The organism is Streptomyces telluris, assembly GCF_024519335.1.
Lineage (GTDB): Bacteria > Actinomycetota > Actinomycetes > Streptomycetales > Streptomycetaceae > Streptomyces > Streptomyces telluris.
Window position 1 is genome coordinate 1 of the sequence record NZ_JANIID010000038.1, and the last position, 16,451, is coordinate 16,451.

Below are 16,451 nucleotides of genomic sequence, written 5' to 3' on the forward strand. Positions count from 1 at the left end.
ACGCACCGTGCGCTACCGCACCGTCGGCGACATGTCCTGCACCGGCGCCGTCGACTCCCACGCGGCCACCATCGAGGAGGTCATCACCGAGATCACCGCCTCCCGCCGCACCGAACGCGGCGCCACCAGAGCCGACGACAGACTCTCCGAAGCCGCCATGGAGGACCGCAAACGCGAAGGCTACTTCTAGAACAAGCCGGTCGGCATGCTGGTTTCGGCGGCGCTCCTGAGGGATCTTGTACTGACAGATCGTTCACCGACAGGACGGCCCGGCGCGCCACCGCGTTGCGGACACGTCGCGGCTAGAGAGGACCTCAGAACTGTGAGCTCGCGAACCACGGGGGACCCGGGCGCCGGCACCGAGGGGTACAAACGCACCCTGGGCTCCCGGCAGATGCAGATGATCGCCATCGGCGGCACCATCGGCACCGGCCTCTTCCTCGGCGCCGGCACCGCGATATCGCAGGCCGGCCCCAGCCTCATCATCTGGTACGCCGCCGCCGGCATCGTGCTTTTCTTCGTCATGCGGGCCCTGGGCGAGCTGCTCACCCACAACCCGGTCTCCGGCAGCTTCGCCGACTACGCCCACCGCTTCCTCGGGCCGTTCTGGGGGTACGCCACCGCCTGGACGTACTGGATCATGTGGGTGACCACCGGCATGGCCGAGATCACCGCGGCCGGGCAGTACGTCAACTACTGGGCGCCCGGCTTCGCCCAGTGGAAGACGGCGCTGATCTCCCTCGTGGTGCTCGCCTGCGCCAACCTGATTTCGGTGAAGATCTTCGGCGAGCTGGAGTTCTGGTTCGCGATCATCAAGGTCACGGCCATCATCGGCATGATCCTCATCGGCCTGGGCGTGCTCATCATCGGCTTCGGCGACGCCGGTGACACCGCGTCGGTCAGCCATCTGTGGGCGGACGGCGGAGTCGCCCCGCACGGGGTGTGGAACTCCCTGATGACCTTGCAGATCGTCCTCTTCGCCTACCTCGGCGTCGAGCTCGTCGGTGTGACCGCGGGCGAGACCAAGGACCCCGAGAAGAACATCCCGCGCGCCATCAACAGCCTGCCGCTGCGCTTCGGCCTGTTCTACCTCGGCGCGCTCTTCGTCATCCTGTCGGTCGTGAGCTGGCAGGAGTTCCAGCCCGGGACGAGCCCGTTCGTCGCCGCCTTCACCAAGATCGGCATCCCGGCGGCGGCCGGCATCGTCAACTTCGTCGTCCTCACCTCGGCGCTGTCCTCGTGCAACGCGGGCGGGCTGTACGCCACGGCGCGCATGCTGCGCACCGCCGGGCTCAACGGACACGGCCCCGCGGCCCTCGGCCGGCTCAGCAAGCGCGGCGTGCCGGCCACGGCGGTCGTCATCTCGGCGCTGGTCATGGCCCTGGGCGTGCTCGTCAACGCCCTCGACCCGGAGCACGCGTTCGCCTACATCACGGCGGTGTCCACCGGCGGCGCCATCACGGTGTGGAGCATCATCCTCGTGACGCACCTGCGCTACCGCCGGGCCGTGGCGGAGGGCCGGGCGGTCGCCTCCTCCTACCGCATGCCCGGCGCCCCGTACACGAACTGGATCGCGCTCGCGGCCTTCGCCTTCGTCACCGTCCTGGTCGCCTGGGACTCCGACACCCGCGTGGCCCTCTACGTCATCGCCGTCTGGTTCGTCCTGCTGGGGGCGGGCTACCCGCTCGCCCGCCGGCGCCGGGCGGCCGCGGTCCCCGCCGCGGCCGCCCAGGACACGGTGAAGACCGGCGCACGGAGCTGACGGCCCGGCGCCCCCGCCCGGGGGCGCCGGACCGCCGGTCCCCTCTTTCGGCCGCGGCTCCATCAGTTGCGGCCGAACGCTCCCGCGAACCGCACGCGCGTGGCAGCATTTTCAGCACGGTCGGCGGTGACACCCGCCGATTCGAGGGGGGCTGATGACGTGCCGGAGCCTGTGAGACGGCCCTTGGGGATCGAGGGCATCGAGGCGCTCTACCAGGAATGCCGCACCATGGTCCAGGACGGCCGTGCGGGGCGGGGCGGGCGCGGACTGCCGGTGCTGGTGCTCGTCGGCACCCGAGGCAGCGGACGCACCGCGGCGCTGGCCTGGCTCGGCTACCTCGGCTCCCACCGCCCCCACGCCTTCTACGACTTCGCCTCCGCCGGGCCGCGCCGGCCGCACGAGGTCGCGGGCCGCCTCGCCTACGGGCTCTCGCACCGCTTCGCCCGCCAGCCCGCCCTGCTCTTCCCCCGCCTCACCCTGGGCCTGCTCGTCGTCGACCCCGGGCTCTCGCTGGACGCCAACGACTCCCGGCGGGCCGGCCGGCAGCTGCGCCGCGCCCTGCACGAGGCCCGCGAGAACACCGCCGCGGCCGACCGGGCCGCCGACGTCGCCGGCCTTCTGCAGGACCTCAACCTCCTGCAGATCCCCGGCATCGGCCTGCTGGCCGGGCTGATCCGCCGCCCGCCGCGGCTCCCGCTCAGCATCGCCCGGCGCACCGGCTTCTCCTGGTACGCGGGCCCGCACGCCCCGGTGGACGAACTCGTCGCCCTCAACCAGCTGAGCAAGAGCGCGACCGACGTCGACCGGGCCGCCGTGGACCGGCGGCTGTGCGAGGCGTTCCTCGCCGACCTGCGCGGCGAGTACGCACGCCGCCGCCGCGACCGCAACTGCGCGGTCCTCCTGGACAACGTCGACGCCGAAGGCGGCCGGGACTTCCTCGACCTGCTCGTGCGGCTGCGCGACGAGAGCGGCGCCCCCGACCCGCTGCTGGCCGTCGCCACCGCCTCCGACACCGGGCGGATCCCCGGCCCCTTCGCCCGCGGGCCGGCCGGGGTGTGGATCCGCTCGCCCGAGCAGGCCTCCTACGCCGACTGGGAGCGGTCCGTCCCCGACCCGCCGCCCGACGCCTCCTGGCACTGGTACTGCGTCCAGCTGCGCGACCTGACCGCGGCCGAGGTCTCCCAGCTCGGTGCCGGGATCGCCGACCGCCTCCCCGAGGCCCCGCCGCTGGCCCACCGGCTGACGCACGGTCACGCGTGGAGCGCCGGCCGGCTGCTGGAGGCGGCGGCGCGCATACCCGGCCGCGGCGACGGCGAGGCCCTGCTGCGCGGGATCCTCGCCACCCCCGTCCCCGCCGCCGACGACCAGTCCGAGGCCGAGCCGCTCGACCGCGTCATCCTGCGCGACCTCCTGGACGGCATGAACGAGGAGCAGCGCGCCGCGCTCGTCGTGTGCGCGGCCGCCCGCGAGTTCGACGCCGCCTGGGACGCCGACCTGCTCGAGTCCTTCACCCTGCGCACGCGCAACAGCCTCGCCCGCGAGACGGGCACCCGGCTGTGGCTCACCGACCCCGTCCCCCAGGACGCCGGCGCACGCGGCGGCCGCGGCTCCGGCTACCTGGAGAACTCCCACCCCCGCCCGCTGTCCGCCAGGCCGGTCCTGCACCCGTGGCTGCGCCTGCTGCTCCTGCAGGAGCTGGCCCGCAGCCGCTCCCGCTGGGACGAGACCCACGAGCAGCTGCAGGTCTGGCACATGCTCTACGGCCACCCGCTGGACGTGCGCTACCACGCGCTCGCCCTCGGCCAGCTCGACGACGTCGTCGACCACCTCGCCCGCAGCCTGACGGAACTGCCCGACACCGACGCCTGGCTCTACGAGCTGTACGCGGTCACGGCCGCACCGCTGCGCACGCCGGTCCTGCCCGAGCGGACGGCCACGCTGCGGGTGGACCGGGTCGCCGAGGAGCTGGCCCCGCGCTCCTTCGCCGAGCGCCGGGCCCTGACCGTGCTGGTGGCCGCCCTGTGGCTGGCGGGCGACGCGCGCAACCGGCTGCCCGCGGCCCGCCCCGAACTCAACCACACCATCGGCTCGATGTTCCTCAACCTGGCCCTGCACTCCGACCCCCGCAGGGTGGGGCTCAGGCACGAGGCCGCGAAGTACAGCTGAGCGCGCCGTGACCGCGCGTGACCACCGCCGTCCGCAAGGAGCCGCATCATGCCCATGCCCCCCGGACCCGACGACCCGCCTCCCTGGTGGAAGGGGTGGCCCGGGCTCGCCGCGCTCGTCCTCGTCCTGGCCCTCCTCGCCGGCGGCGCCTTCTGGCTGCTGGGCACGGACGAGGAGGAGGACCGCTGCGCCGACGACCAGCCGGGCCTGGTGTGGGCCGGCTCCGGCAGGGACCGCGAGTGCATAGGCGTCGTCAACGAGACGGCCTACGCCTTCGCGCCCGAGCTCAAGGAGGTCACCGAGAAGATCGCCGCGGAGAACCGGCGCGTGCGCGACCAGTGGGAGAAGCCCGGTGAGGGCAGGACCCCCGTCCCCTACGTCAAGGTCGGCCTGCTGACCCCGATGACCGCGAGCGACAGCAGCGTGCTGCCCATCGAGGAGATCAGGAGCAGCCTCGAAGGCGCCTACACCGCGCAGTGCCGCGCCAACGCCTGCCCGTCCCTGTCCGCGGTGAACGCCACCGGCGTCCACGGGCGGACCCCGCAGGTCCAGCTGGTCCTCGCCAGCGAGGGCAGGAACCAGCTCCACTGGAAGCCCGTCGTCGAACGGCTGGCGGACATGACCGGCGGGGCCCACCCGCTGGTGGCCGTCGCCGGCATGGGCGTCAGCGTGCCCGAGACGCAGAGCGCCGCCGACGAGCTCGCCAAGCGGAAGATCCCGGCGATCGGCGCCGTGCTGACCGCGACCAACGTCAACTCGGAGCGCCTGTTCAAGGTCTCGCCGTCCAACACCGACTACGCCAAGGCGCTGCGGCAGCGCCTGGACCGGCTGCCCGCCGAACAGCGCCGCGGCTACCTGGTCTTCGACAGCCGGGACGACAACTACGTACGGACCATGCGCAAGGCGTACGACGACGTCTTCGCCGACTACATCGACAAGCGCCGCGTCTCCTTCGTGGGCACCACCGGCCCCCGCACCGACGGCGTGCCCAGCCTGTTCTTCAACGCCTTCAACAACATCTGCCTGACCAAGTCCGAGCTGGTCTTCTACGCGGGGCGCGGCCGCGACCTCTCCGACCTCGTGCGGTCGCTGTCCTCGCGCAGCCAGTGCGGGCATGACAAGCCCATCACGATCCTCGCGGGCTCGCAGGGGGCCGTGCAGCAGGCGAACGACGTGATGGGGCTGCTCAAGGACAGCAGGATCACCATCATGCAGGCCTCGGCGACGAGCACGGAGCAGTGGATCAAGGGGGTCGAGGCGCCGAGCGGCTTCAAGTCCTTCCACCAGAGCTTCCGCGACCTGAAGTTCCCCGACAAGGAGCTCGCCGACGGCTACGCCGTCATGCACCACGACTCCGTGCTGACGGCCGTGTGGGCGCTGCGCATGGTCACCGGCCAGACCGGCCGGGAGACGCCGAGCGTGCAGGACGTCTACAACCAGCTCACCAACCTCCACGACGCCGCCGTGGTCCCCGCCGCGAGCGGGGACCTCAGCTTCGACGACGCCTCCGACGGCTGGCCGCACAACAAGCCGGTGCCCATCATCCTGGCCCCCGGCGGCTCCCCGGGGTCCGGGCCGCTGTACAAGACCCCGTAGCGCGGCGCCCCGCGGGTTAGCGCCCCAGCTTCCGCTTGAGCTCGGCCTTGTTCATGTTCGACCGGCCGTGGATGTTGCGGCGCTGGGCCTCGGCGTACAGCTGGTCGTAGGTGGGTCCCTCGGCGCCGCTGTGGGAGCGCTGCCCGCCCCGCTTCGAGGAGGACATGTCCTGGGTCGAGGACTTGCTCGCCGTCTTCGACTCACCGGACCGGGCGCGCTCCTTGTTGACGGTGCGCGCGGCGATCTCCTTGGCGCGCTTGGTGCTCTCACCGCGCTCCTGGGCGCTCTCCTTGATGTGCTCGTACTGCCGCTCGCGCTTGGGGCTCGAACCTCGGGGCATGATGTCCATCCTTGTTGTGGTGTGTTCTGATTTCTCACCCTGCCCGTGGCCCCGGGCACCTGCAACCGGTCGGCCCGGGCAGGGCACCGGCTCACCACAGGGCCAGCAGCGAGACCAGCCCGATGCCGGCTACCGTCCAGGCCACGTAGTCGCCGACGTGCCCGGAGTGCAGACGCCGCAGCGGCGCGCTCCAGGGCACGGCCCGCGAGGCCGGGCCCACGGACCGGGCGGCGAGGGCGACGGCGAGCGCGGCCGACAGCAGCCCCAGGCCCGCACCGGTCCACGTCCACCAGTCGTACGGGCCCTCCGGCCGCCCGGCGGGGCCGCCGTCGAGCACCGCCGCCGCGTAGCCGGCGTGGTCCGTGAAGGCCTCCGCCGCGGCCGTGACGGCGGCGGTGAGCGCGGGCACCGTGCCGACGGCGAGCGACCCGGCCAGCAGCAGCGCCGCCACCGTCACCATGGGCACGGGAGGGCGGCGCACGCGGCGGCCGGTCTCGGGCTCCTCCTCCCCGCCGGCGGTCTCCGGCCCCTCGTCGTCCTCACGTCCCGCCTGCCCCGCCCCGAGGAAGACACGCGCGGCCACCCGCAGCACCGCCCCGCCGGTCACCGCCGAGACGAGCACGAACAGGGCGGGCAGCCAGGGGGACTGCTCCTCCACGAGCGCCTTGCCCAGGCTCGTGCCGAACGGCGGCAGCCCGGCGAGGGCGAGCCCGCCGGCGGCGAAGAGCAGGCCGGTGACGGGGGTGTCGCGGCCCTTGCCGTGCAGCTCGCACTCGTCGACGCTGCCGTGGCGGTCGAGCAGGATGCCGGTGCACGCGAACAGCGCGGCCTTCGCCCCGGCGTGCCCGAGGACGTAGAGCGCGGTGCCGGCGACCCCGTGCGGGGTCAGCAGGGCGATGCCGACGAGGAACAGCCCGGTGTGCGCCACCGTGGAGAACGCCAGCAGCCGCTTGACGTGCCGCTGCTGCCAGCACATCAGCGCACCGACGAGGGCGCTCGCCACCCCCAGGACCAGGAGGGTGCGCCGGGCACCGGCCGCCGGGACGCCGCCGGGTCCGGCGAAGACGGTCGTCCAGACGCGAGCGGCGCCGTAGCCGCCCATCTCCACCATGACGCCGGACAGCAGCATGCACACCGGCGTCGGCGCCACGGCGTGCGCGTCCGGCAGCCAGAAGTGGAACGGCACGGCCGCGGCCTTCACCAGCAGCCCCGTCAGCACCAGCACGAACGCGGCGACGACCAGGGCGTCGCCGCCGTGCCCGCTCGCTCCGGCCGCCCCGTCCAGTTCCCGGCCGACCTGCGCCATGCCCAGCTCGCCCGTGCGCGCGTACAGCAGGCCGATGCCCAGCAGGGTCGCGTACCCGCCGAGGGAGTTGACGAAGCCGAAGACCAGCGCGCCCTGCACGGGCCGGGCCTCCTCGACGCGGTAGCCGGTCAGGGCGTACCCGACGACGCCCATCAGCTCGAAGAAGACGAACGCGTCGAAGAGGTCCCCGGTCAGCGCGAAGCCGCACATGCCGCCCTGGAAGAGCAGCACCAGGGCGGGGAAGGCGCCGCCGTGGCCGTGCGGCGGCTCGTCGAAGTAGCGCCAGGAGTAGGCGAGCACGGCGACGACGAGCAGCGAGGTGAGCGCGGCGAGGCCCAGTCCGATGCGGTCGCCGACCAGTACGATCCCGACGCTGTGGCCGTCCTGCGGGCGCCAGGCGCCGACCCAGGAGACCCCCGGGGGACCTGCGAGCGCCGCGGCGGCGAGCCCGGCGGAGGCCGCGGCGGCCAGGCCCGCGACCGCCTCCGCCACCGGCCGGGCCACGTGACGCCCCGCCGCCACCAGCACGGCCGCTCCCAGCAGCGGCACCACGACGATCAGCGGGAGCAGCAGGTCCACCGCGGCTCAGCCCTTCAGCTCGGACAGCTCGTCCGGGTCGACGGTGCCGTGCCGCTTGGCGGTCTGGACGACGAGGGCGAGCAGCAGGGCGGTCACGGTCGCCCCCACGACGACATCGGTGAGGGCGAGGGCCTGGACGACCGGGTCGACGACTGGCGCGTCGGTCGGCAGGTCGGAGAAGACGGGCGCCGTGGCGCCCTTGCGGTAGCCGACGGCGAGCAGCAGGACGTAGGTGGAGGACTGGGTGACGGCCAGGCACCCGACGGCGTGGACGAGATTGCGGCTGGTGGCGATGCCGTGGACGCCGACGAGGAAGATCCAGCCGGCGGTCAGGTAGGGCAGCAGGCTCATGCTGTGCGTCCTTCGTCCTTCGCGTCGTCGTCCTCGCCTTCGATCTCCAGCGCCTGGCCGAGGAAGTGCGCCAGCAGCACGACGACGGCCGAGGTGACCTCCACCCCGACCGCGGCGTTCAGCAGCGGCACCGTGCCGCCCGAGGAGAGGGTGTTGAAGGTGCCCAGCGGCAGGGTGTTGGCGAGGTAGGCCGAGCCGGCGATCAGCCCGGCCGCGCCGAGCAGCACATAGGCGGCCTCCCCGGTGCCGTCGGCCAGCTCGAACAGCCCAAGCGGCCGGACGCGCTCCAGCGCCTTGTAGTCGACGGCGATGTACAGCAGGTGCAGGGACGTGGCGACGACCACGCCGCCCTGGAAGCCGCCCCCGGGGCTGAGCTGCCCGTGCGCGATGACGTAGAGGCCGATGAGCAGGGTGACGGGCAGCGCGAGGAGGCCGTAGCGGCGCAGCGCGGCCGGCACGTCGGCGGGCTCGGGCGGGACGCGCTTCTCGCCGCGGGTCCGCCGCAGCAGGACGACGGTGCCGAGGACGCAGGCGAACAGGACCGTCTCCTCGCCGAGCGTGTCGAAGGCGCGCTGGTCGAAGTTGACGGAGGATACGGCGTTCGCCGTGTGCTGCTGCAGCGCGGTGCGCACCGCCCGGTCGCCGTAGGGGTGGCTGGAGCCGCCGAAGCCGGGCAGCTCCGTGCAGGCGGCGGCGTACAGCGCGGCCGTGGCGAGCAGGCCGGCGGTCAGCACCCACAGCCGCAGGCGGCGCGTCATTCCCGCCGCCCGTCGCGCCGGATCTTGCGGACCGTCAGCAGGATCATCAGCGGGGTGACGGCAGAGCCCACGGCGAGCTGTGCGAGACCGACGTCGGGGGCCTGCAGGACGGTGAACAGCGCGGCCAGCGCGAGACCGAGCAGGGAGAGCACGACGGCCTGCCGGGCCGGGTCGCGCTGCAGCACCGCGACCGTGGCCGTGGCCGCGACGAGCAGCAGCACGACGGCGATCAGCGCGTCAGCCATGGCGCACCGCCACCGAGGTGACGGCCCCTCCGGCGATCAGCAGCAGTCCGATGAGGACCAGCTTGCCCAGGGCGCGGCCGGGGCCCGTCGCGATGCACAGGGGGACGACGGTCGCCGGGGTGGCGACCAGGACGGCGGGGGTGAGCAGGCGCAGTCCGGGCGGCCGTTCGCCGATCTCGTCGCCGAGGAGGCGGGTGAAGACCAGGGTCCCGGCAGGACCCAGCACGGCCACGACCAGGGCGAGGTCCACGTAGGAGGGCCGTCCGTAGCCCTGGGCCAGCAGGAGGAGGACGAGGCACAGCAGGAGCGTCGCCATGTTCTGCGCGACCACGCGCTGCCCGGCGGGGCCGCGCGCCGTGCCCCACAGGCAGGGCCCCAGGCCGCCGGCGACGAGTGCGCAGGCGGCCGCCAGCCACCAGTTCACCGGTCCGCGGCCCGGCGGGCGCCGCGGGCGGCCCACGCCGACACCAGGGCCGCGGCCGCCCCGACGGCGATCTCCAGGGTGTCGGCCCGGCTGATGAGGAGGGTCCACACCGCCGTGAGGCCGGCCCACCACGCGAGGATCTCCGCCGCGGCCCGGACGATGCCGTTCAGCATCCGCTCACCTCCGCTTTCAGCGGGAATGCCCCAGTATCGGCCTGTAGGCCCCGCGATCCGCGGGACGTCGCCGAGGGGCGTGTCGCCTCGCGTGTACCCGCACCCCCGCGAGGTATGGCGGCGGGCGCATGCCCGGCGCGCGCAGGGGTACTCCGGGGCGCGGGGCGACGCGGAGGGACGGCATGTCGGCAGCGAGCGCACCGCAGGATCACGGCCCCGGCCGGTCCGGGCCCCCCGGGGCTCCGCCCGGCTCCGGAGGGCGCCACGAGACGCCCGAGGAGCGCGCGGACCGGCGCTGGGCCGAACTCCTGCAGGAGGTGCGGGTCACCCAGACGGGCGTGCAGATCCTCTTCGGTTTCCTGCTCACGGTGGTCTTCACCCCGCGCTTCGCCGATCTCGGCGGCACCGACCGGACGATCTACGTCATCACGGTGCTGCTCGGCGCCGCCACCACCGGCGCCCTGGTCGGCCCGGTCTCCCTCCACCGCATCGTCAGCGGCCGCCGCATCAAGCCGCAGACGGTCACCTGGGCGGCCCGGCTGACGATGACGGGAATCGTGCTCCTGCTGTGCACGGTCACCTCGGCGCTGACGCTGATCCTGCGGATCGCGCTGCACAACAGCGCGGTCCCCTATCTGGTGGCGGGCGTCGTGGCCTGGCTGGTGCTGTGCTGGTTCGGCCTGCCCGGCTGGGTGCTGCGCCGCTACCGGTCGAAGGAATGACCCCGCACGGAACTCCCCCGGAAGGGGATGGCCCCACACATCCGTACGAGGGATTCGCCCCGCCCAGCGTTTCCCCCGCCCGGGACCGGTCACCCGTAGCACTGTGGCGGGACGCCGAACCCGCCCCGCGACGACCGCGCACCCGGGCGAAGGGAGTCCCATGTCCACGAAGGTGTCCGACCATCTCCTGCAGCGCCTGCGCGAATGGGACGTCGACCGGGTGTTCGCCTACGCGGGGGACGGCATCAACGGCCTGCTGGCCGCATGGGGCCGGGCGGACGACAACCCGCGGTTCATCCAGTCGCGGCACGAGGAGATGTCCGCCTTCGAGGCCGTGGGGTACGCCAAGTTCTCCGGCAAGGTGGGGGTGTGCGCCGCGACCTCCGGGCCGGGCGCCATCCACCTGCTCAACGGCCTCTACGACGCCAAGCTCGACCACGTGCCGGTCGTGGCGATCGTGGGCCAGACCGATCGCAGCGCGATGGGCGGCTCCTACCAGCAGGAAGTCGACCTGCTGAGTCTGTTCAAGGACGTCGCCTCCGACTTCTGCGAGATGGTGACCGTCCCCGAGCAGCTGCCCAACGTCCTCGACCGGGCCATGCGCACCGCGTACGCCCGGCGGACCGTCACGGCGCTCATCATCCCCGCCGACGTGCAGGAGCTCGACTACTCGCCGCCGCAGCACGCGTTCAAGATGGTGCCCTCCAGCCTGGGCGTGGCGCCGTACGCGCCGGTGCCCGCGGACACGGAGATCACCCGGGCGGCGGAGCTGATCGACGCCGGCCGGAAGGTGGCCGTCCTCGTCGGCCAGGGAGCCCGCGGCGCGCGGGCGGAGGTCGAGCGGCTCGCCGAGGTGCTCGGCGCCGGGGTCGCCAAGGCCCTGCTCGGCAAGGACGTGCTCCCCGACGACCTGCCGTACGTGACCGGCTCCGTCGGGCTGCTGGGCACCCGCCCCTCGTACGAGCTGATGCGCGACTGCGACACGCTCGTCGTCATCGGGTCGAGCTTCCCCTACACCCAGTTCCTGCCGGAGTTCGGGCAGGCGCGGGCGGTCCAGATCGACGTCGACCCCTTCATGGTGGGGCTGCGCTACCCCTTCGAGATCAACCTCGTGGGCGACGCGCGCGAGACCCTGATCCGGCTGCTGCCCCAGCTCAAGCCCAAGGAGCACGGCGACTGGCGGACCGGCATCGAGAAGAACACCGCCCGCTGGTGGGAGGTCATGGAGCGGCGCGCCGCCGTCTCCGCCGACCCCGTCAACCCCGAGTACGTCTTCCACGCCCTCGACCCGCTGCTGCCCGACAACGCGGTGCTGACCGCCGACTCGGGCTCCGCGGCGAACTGGTACGCGCGCCACCTGCGCATCCGCGGCACCATGCGCGGCTCGCTGTCCGGCACCCTGGCCACCATGGGGCCGGGCGTCCCCTACGCCATCGGCGCGAAATTCGCCCACCCCGACCGCCCGGCCATCGCCCTCGTGGGCGACGGGGCCATGCAGATGAACGGCATGGCCGAGCTGATCACCGCCGGCAAGTACTACAAGGAGTGGCAGGACCCGCGCCTCGTCGTGGCCGTCCTCAACAACCAGGACCTCAACCAGGTCACGTGGGAGATGCGCGCCATGGAGGGCGCCCCGCAGTTCCTGCCCTCCCAGGCCCTCCCCGACGTGCCCTACGCGGACTTCGCCCGCTCGATCGGGCTCGACGGCGTCCGCGTGGAGGAGCCGGGCGGGGTCGTCCCCGCCTGGGAGCGCGCCCTCGCCGCCGACCGGCCCTTCGTCATCGACTTCCGCACCGACCCGGCCGTGCCGCCCATCCCGCCCCACGCGACCCTCGACCAGATCGAGGCCGCCGCCGCGGCGGTCCTCAAGGGCGACAGCGACCGCGCCGCCGTGGTCCGCCAGGGGCTCAAGGCGAAGATCCAGGAAATGCTGCCCGGAGGCCACAAACGCCGCGGGCACGGGGCGGGGGACGGCGGATGAACCCGCTGCCGCGCACGGCACGGGCCCGGCCGGCGGGCCCGGCGCCCTACGCGCTGGACCGCATTGTGCGCAACGTCCGCCACGGCAGGTTCGAACGCACCCTGTCCCTGCTGACGGCGGCGGGCTCCCTCGTCACGGCGGCCGAGATCTACCTGGAGCACGACCGCGCGAGCTTCGGCAACCGCGTCATGTGGTGGCCGGTCCTGCTCGGGCCCGTCGGCGCGGCCGCGGGCGTCGCCGGGTTCGCCAGCGAACGGATGGCCAAGACCGCCCTGCCGCTGGCCTCGGCGGCCATCGCCGCCAACGGCCTGCAGGGCACCTACCTCCACCTGCGCGGCATCGCCCGCAAGCCCGGCGGCTGGTCGATGGCCCGGTACAACGTCGAGCTGGGACCGCCCCTGTTCGCGCCGCTGCTGGTGACGATGGTCGGCGGCATGGGCCTGCTCGCCGCCCTGCTGCGCAGGGAGCGGTGACGGTGACGACGCCGGGACGGCACGACACCGGGTTCGCGGGGTACGACGTCCTCGCCCAGGCCGGCACGTGGGACGCCGCCACCTCCGGCATCGTCCTCTCCCGCACGGCCGTCCAGCCGGACCTGCGGTTCTTCACCCTCGCCGAGGAGGCCGTCGCCGGGCCGCTCTTCGACCACCTCCTGGCCCAGTGGGACGACCCCAGGGTGCCCGTGCTGCAGATGATCGACGCACGGCTCGCCGAACTGGAGACCGACGGCTGGCGCTTCGCCGACATGCCCGAGGACGACGAGGCCTGGAGGTGCTCGCTCGCCGCCCTCGACGCCGACGCCCGCGCCCGGTACGGCGCCCCCTTCGCCGGCCTGGCCCGCGAACGGCAGGCCGCGCTCGTCCGGGCCGTGCGCGACACCGGCCAGGACCGCTGGCACGGGATGCCGGTCGGCCACGTGTGGGGGTTGTGGACGCGGTACACCTCCACCGCCTTCTACTCCCACCCGTGGGCCTGGAACGAGATCGGCTTCGGGGGGCCGGCGTATCCGCGGGGGTACGTACGGCTCGGGCTCGGCCTGCGGGAGCGGTGGGAAGTGCCGGACCGGCACCCGGTGGACCCGGTAACGAATTCCGCTCAGGTTGTGGGCAGGCGTTCCGTCGGGGCGGAACGGGCGGGCACAACCGGCCACCGGGCCGCACCCGAATCCGCAACGGGCCCCCGTCGCGGCCCCGCCGCAGCAGCCCGCGCCGCAATCGACACCCTGCGCCTGACCGCGGCCCCCACGACCCGCCTCCGCGCCCGCAACGCCTCCCCCTGGCTCCTCCCCCGAGGGGACACCCGCTTCGACCCGGCCCTGATCGACGGCATGCGCCGCTTCGCCGATGAGGACGAGGTGGACCTCGTCGTCATCGGCTGCGGGGCCGGCGGCGCCACCCTCACCCAGCGCATGGCCCGCCACGGCTGGTCGGTGGTCTGCCTGGAGGCCGGTCCGTTCTGGAACCCCGACACCGACTGGGTCAGCGACGAGGCCGGGTCGCACCACCTGTACTGGACGGAGCCGCGCGTCGTCTCCGGGGACGACCCGGTGCCGCTGGGGGCCAACAACTCAGGCCGCGGAGTGGGCGGTTCGACCACCCACTTCGCCGGCTACGCCCCGCGCTTCCACCCCTCGGACTTCTCGACGTTCACCGACGACGGCGTGGGCGCGGACTGGCCGCTGGGCTACGAGGAGCTGCGCGGTTCGTACCAGCGGATCGAGCAGGAGCTGCCCGTCGCCGGCCAGTACTGGCCGTGGGGCGACCCGCACGCCTACCCGCACGCGCCGCACCCGGTCGGCGGCAACGGCGAGCTCTTCCTGCGCGGGGCCGCCGCCCTGGGGATCGAGGCGCGGGTGGGCCCGGTCGCCATCGCCAACGGCCCCTTCGGCAACCGCCCGCACTGCGTCTACCGCGGCTTCTGCCTGCAGGGCTGCAAGGTCAACGCCAAGGCCTCCACCCTGATCACACACGTGCCGGACGCGCTGGCCCACGGCGCCGAGATCCGCGCGCAGTCGATGGTGACCGGCATCGAGCTGGACGGGCAGGGCCTGGCCGCCGGCGTGCGGTACGTGCGCGAAGGCAGGGAGCGGCTGCAGCGCGCCCGCACGGTCGCCGTCGCCGGCTACTCCATCGAGACGCCCCGGCTGCTGCTGAACTCCGCGTGCCGCCGCTTCCCCGACGGGCTGTGCAACGACTTCGACCTGGTCGGCCGGTACGTGATGGTGCAAGGCGCACCGCAGACCTCCGGCCGCTTCGCCGAGGAGGTGCGCGCCTACAAGGCACCGCCCCCCGAGGTGTCCTCCGAGGACTTCTACGAGACCGACCCCGCCAAGCCCTACAAACGCGGCTTCTCCCTGCAGACCGTCTCCCCGCTGCCCATCGTCTGGGCCGAGCACGTGGCCGCCCAGGGGCACTGGGGCGAGGACCTGCGCACGTACATGCGCGACTACGTCCACTGGGCGACCCTGGGCGCGCTGTGCGAACTGCTGCCCCTGCCGGACAACCGCGTGACGCTCTCGCAGGAGAAGGACCGCTACGGGCTGCCCGTCGCCCACTTCTCCTACAGCCAGTGCGACAACGACCGCATGCTCATCCGGGCGGCGCGGACGGTGATGGAGGACGTCCTGCGCGCGGCCGGAGCCACCGAGGTGATCACGATCAACCGGTACGCGCACCTCGTCGGCGGCTGCCGGATGGCCGCGGGCCCCGGCAGCGGCGTCGTCGACGCCGACCTGCGCACGTTCGCCGTGCCCAACCTGCTCGTCACCGACGGCAGCGTGCTCCCCACCCAGGGCAGCGCCAACCCCGCCCTGACCATCATGGCGCTCGTCGACCGCGCCGCCGGCCGGCTGGCCGCCGGAGCGCGCGGCGGCCTCCGTTCACCCGCGGGAGCCCGCCGGTGACCCGCCCGGGCGCGGCCGACCCGGTCGTCGAGGACGTCACGGCCGCCGCCTACACCGTCCCCACGGACGCCCCCGAGGCCGACGGCACGCTCGCCTGGGACGCGACCACCCTGGTCCTGGCGACCGCCCGGTCCGGCGGGACCACCGGCACCGGCTGGACCTACGGCGCACCCGCCACCGCGGACGTGATCACCGGTCAGCTCGCGGGCGTCGTCACCGGCCGCTGCGCCTTCGACGTGCCGGCGGCCAACGAGGCGATGAGCCGCGCGGTGCGCAACGCCGGCCGGCCCGGCCTGGTCGCCGGCGCCCTCTCCGCCGTCGACATCGCGCTGTGGGACCTCAAGGCCCGGCTCCTCGGCCTGCCCCTGGTGCGGCTGCTCGGCGCGAGCCGCGCCGAGGTGCCCGTCTACGGCAGCGGCGGCTTCACCACCTACGACGACGCCGGCCAGGACCGTCAGCTGCGCGGCTGGACCGAGCAGCTCGGCATCCCCCGCGTCAAGGTCAAGATCGGGGAGGACCGGGGCGGGGCGGAGGACCGCGACCGCCACCGCGTCGCCCGCGCCCGCCGCAGCATCGGCGACGACGCCGAGCTCTACGTGGACGCCAACGGCGCCTACACCCGCAAGCAGGCGGTCCGCGCGGCCCGGCACCTCGACGCCCACGGCGTCCTGTGGTTCGAGGAGCCCGTCTCCTCCGACGACCTGGCCGGCCTCGCCGGGATCCGCGACGCGGTCACCGCCGACGTGGCCGCCGGCGAGTACGGCTACACCCTCCCCTACTTCGGCGCGATGCTCGCCGCCGGCGCCGTGGACTGCCTGCAGGCCGACGCCACCCGCTGCGGCGGCATCACCGTCTGGCTGCGGGCCGCCGCGCTCGCCGAGGCGGCCGGCCTGCAGATCTCCGGGCACTGCGCGCCGCACGCCCACGCGCACGCCGCGGCCGCCGTGCCCAACCTGCGCCACCTGGAGTGGTTCCACGACCACACCAGGATCGAGTCGATGCTCTTCTCCGGAGCCCTCGACCCGGGCGGGGGAAGCGTCCGCCCCGGGGCGGACGGCACACCCGGGCACGGCCTGGTCCTGCTCGCCGGCCGCGCCGAACCGTACCGGGTCGGGTGACTCCGGTGACCACCCGCCCCCGGGAAGG

General features: G+C 73.8%; 15 protein-coding genes and 1 pseudogene. 9 read left to right on the plus strand and 7 right to left on the minus strand.

Translation table 11 applies throughout. The features are described from left to right. The 4 genes and pseudogenes from NQU55_RS30565 to NQU55_RS30580 all read left to right on the plus strand — a co-directional run. A pseudogene (locus tag NQU55_RS30565) lies at positions 1–190 on the plus strand (sulfate adenylyltransferase subunit CysD); the annotation flags it as partial. Between the two features lie 204 nt (positions 191–394). Beyond that, positions 395–1,762, plus strand: coding sequence for an amino acid permease (locus NQU55_RS30570; protein ID WP_240976781.1), 1,368 nt, complete (start codon positions 395–397; stop codon positions 1,760–1,762). Positions 1,763–1,933: 171 nt separating this feature from the next. Beyond that, positions 1,934–3,928 carry a hypothetical protein gene (locus tag NQU55_RS30575; RefSeq protein WP_256791545.1) on the plus strand — a complete coding sequence of 665 codons (1,995 nt, stop codon included), beginning with the start codon at positions 1,934–1,936 and terminating at the stop codon, positions 3,926–3,928. Positions 3,929–3,976: 48 nt separating this feature from the next. Next, the gene (locus tag NQU55_RS30580; protein ID WP_168095019.1) at positions 3,977–5,524 is read left to right on the plus strand and encodes an ABC transporter substrate-binding protein; all 1,548 of its coding nucleotides are present in this window, start codon (positions 3,977–3,979) and stop codon (positions 5,522–5,524) included. 16 nt (positions 5,525–5,540) lie between these two features. Here the strand turns inward: NQU55_RS30580 and NQU55_RS30585 are convergent, their stop codons facing one another. From NQU55_RS30585 to NQU55_RS30615, 7 genes are all read right to left on the minus strand, one after another. Further along, on the minus strand, positions 5,541–5,864 hold the full coding sequence (locus tag NQU55_RS30585) for a plasmid stabilization protein (RefSeq protein WP_168095018.1): 324 nt from the start codon (positions 5,862–5,864) through the stop codon (positions 5,541–5,543). Positions 5,865–5,955: 91 nt separating this feature from the next. Further along, the gene (locus tag NQU55_RS30590) at positions 5,956–7,749 is read right to left on the minus strand and encodes a complex I subunit 5 family protein (RefSeq protein WP_256791546.1); all 1,794 of its coding nucleotides are present in this window, start codon (positions 7,747–7,749) and stop codon (positions 5,956–5,958) included. Between the two features lie 6 nt (positions 7,750–7,755). Next, positions 7,756–8,100 carry a sodium:proton antiporter gene (locus NQU55_RS30595; protein WP_058043235.1) on the minus strand — a complete coding sequence of 115 codons (345 nt, stop codon included), beginning with the start codon at positions 8,098–8,100 and terminating at the stop codon, positions 7,756–7,758. Next, complete coding sequence (locus tag NQU55_RS30600) at positions 8,097–8,858, minus strand: MnhB domain-containing protein (RefSeq protein WP_168092240.1); 762 nt, start codon at positions 8,856–8,858, stop codon at positions 8,097–8,099. Before NQU55_RS30600 ends, NQU55_RS30595 begins: the two co-directional genes overlap by 4 nt. After that, entirely contained in the window at positions 8,855–9,103 is a 249-nt protein-coding gene (locus NQU55_RS30605) for a Na(+)/H(+) antiporter subunit B (protein WP_168092241.1), read from the minus strand. Before NQU55_RS30605 ends, NQU55_RS30600 begins: the two co-directional genes overlap by 4 nt. Continuing rightward, positions 9,096–9,527 carry an MrpF/PhaF family protein gene (locus NQU55_RS30610; protein ID WP_168092242.1) on the minus strand — a complete coding sequence of 144 codons (432 nt, stop codon included), beginning with the start codon at positions 9,525–9,527 and terminating at the stop codon, positions 9,096–9,098. Before NQU55_RS30610 ends, NQU55_RS30605 begins: the two co-directional genes overlap by 8 nt. Then, on the minus strand, positions 9,524–9,700 hold the full coding sequence (locus NQU55_RS30615) for a hypothetical protein (RefSeq protein ID WP_168092243.1): 177 nt from the start codon (positions 9,698–9,700) through the stop codon (positions 9,524–9,526). Before NQU55_RS30615 ends, NQU55_RS30610 begins: the two co-directional genes overlap by 4 nt. A 182-nt stretch (positions 9,701–9,882) precedes the next feature. Between NQU55_RS30615 and NQU55_RS30620 the strand changes: the two genes are divergently transcribed. The 5 genes from NQU55_RS30620 to NQU55_RS30640 all read left to right on the plus strand — a co-directional run bounded on the left by NQU55_RS30620 (position 9,883) and on the right by NQU55_RS30640 (position 16,423). Next, complete coding sequence (locus NQU55_RS30620) at positions 9,883–10,422, plus strand: DUF6328 family protein (protein WP_240976256.1); 540 nt, start codon at positions 9,883–9,885, stop codon at positions 10,420–10,422. Positions 10,423–10,582: 160 nt separating this feature from the next. Further along, entirely contained in the window at positions 10,583–12,403 is a 1,821-nt protein-coding gene (locus NQU55_RS30625) for a thiamine pyrophosphate-requiring protein (RefSeq protein ID WP_168092244.1), read from the plus strand. Beyond that, a complete protein-coding gene (locus NQU55_RS30630; protein ID WP_240976257.1) occupies positions 12,400–12,876 on the plus strand; it encodes a hypothetical protein in 477 nt (158 codons plus the stop codon). The genes NQU55_RS30625 and NQU55_RS30630 overlap by 4 nt, the downstream gene beginning before the upstream one ends. 2 nt (positions 12,877–12,878) lie before the next feature. Continuing rightward, positions 12,879–15,305: a GMC family oxidoreductase gene (locus tag NQU55_RS30635; RefSeq protein WP_206329176.1), complete on the plus strand. Its 2,427-nt coding sequence runs from the start codon at positions 12,879–12,881 to the stop codon at positions 15,303–15,305. After that, positions 15,302–16,423 (plus strand): enolase C-terminal domain-like protein, encoded by a 1,122-nt coding sequence (locus NQU55_RS30640; protein WP_168092245.1) that lies wholly within the window; start codon positions 15,302–15,304, stop codon positions 16,421–16,423. The genes NQU55_RS30635 and NQU55_RS30640 overlap by 4 nt, the downstream gene beginning before the upstream one ends. Positions 16,424–16,451: the final 28 nt, after the last annotated feature.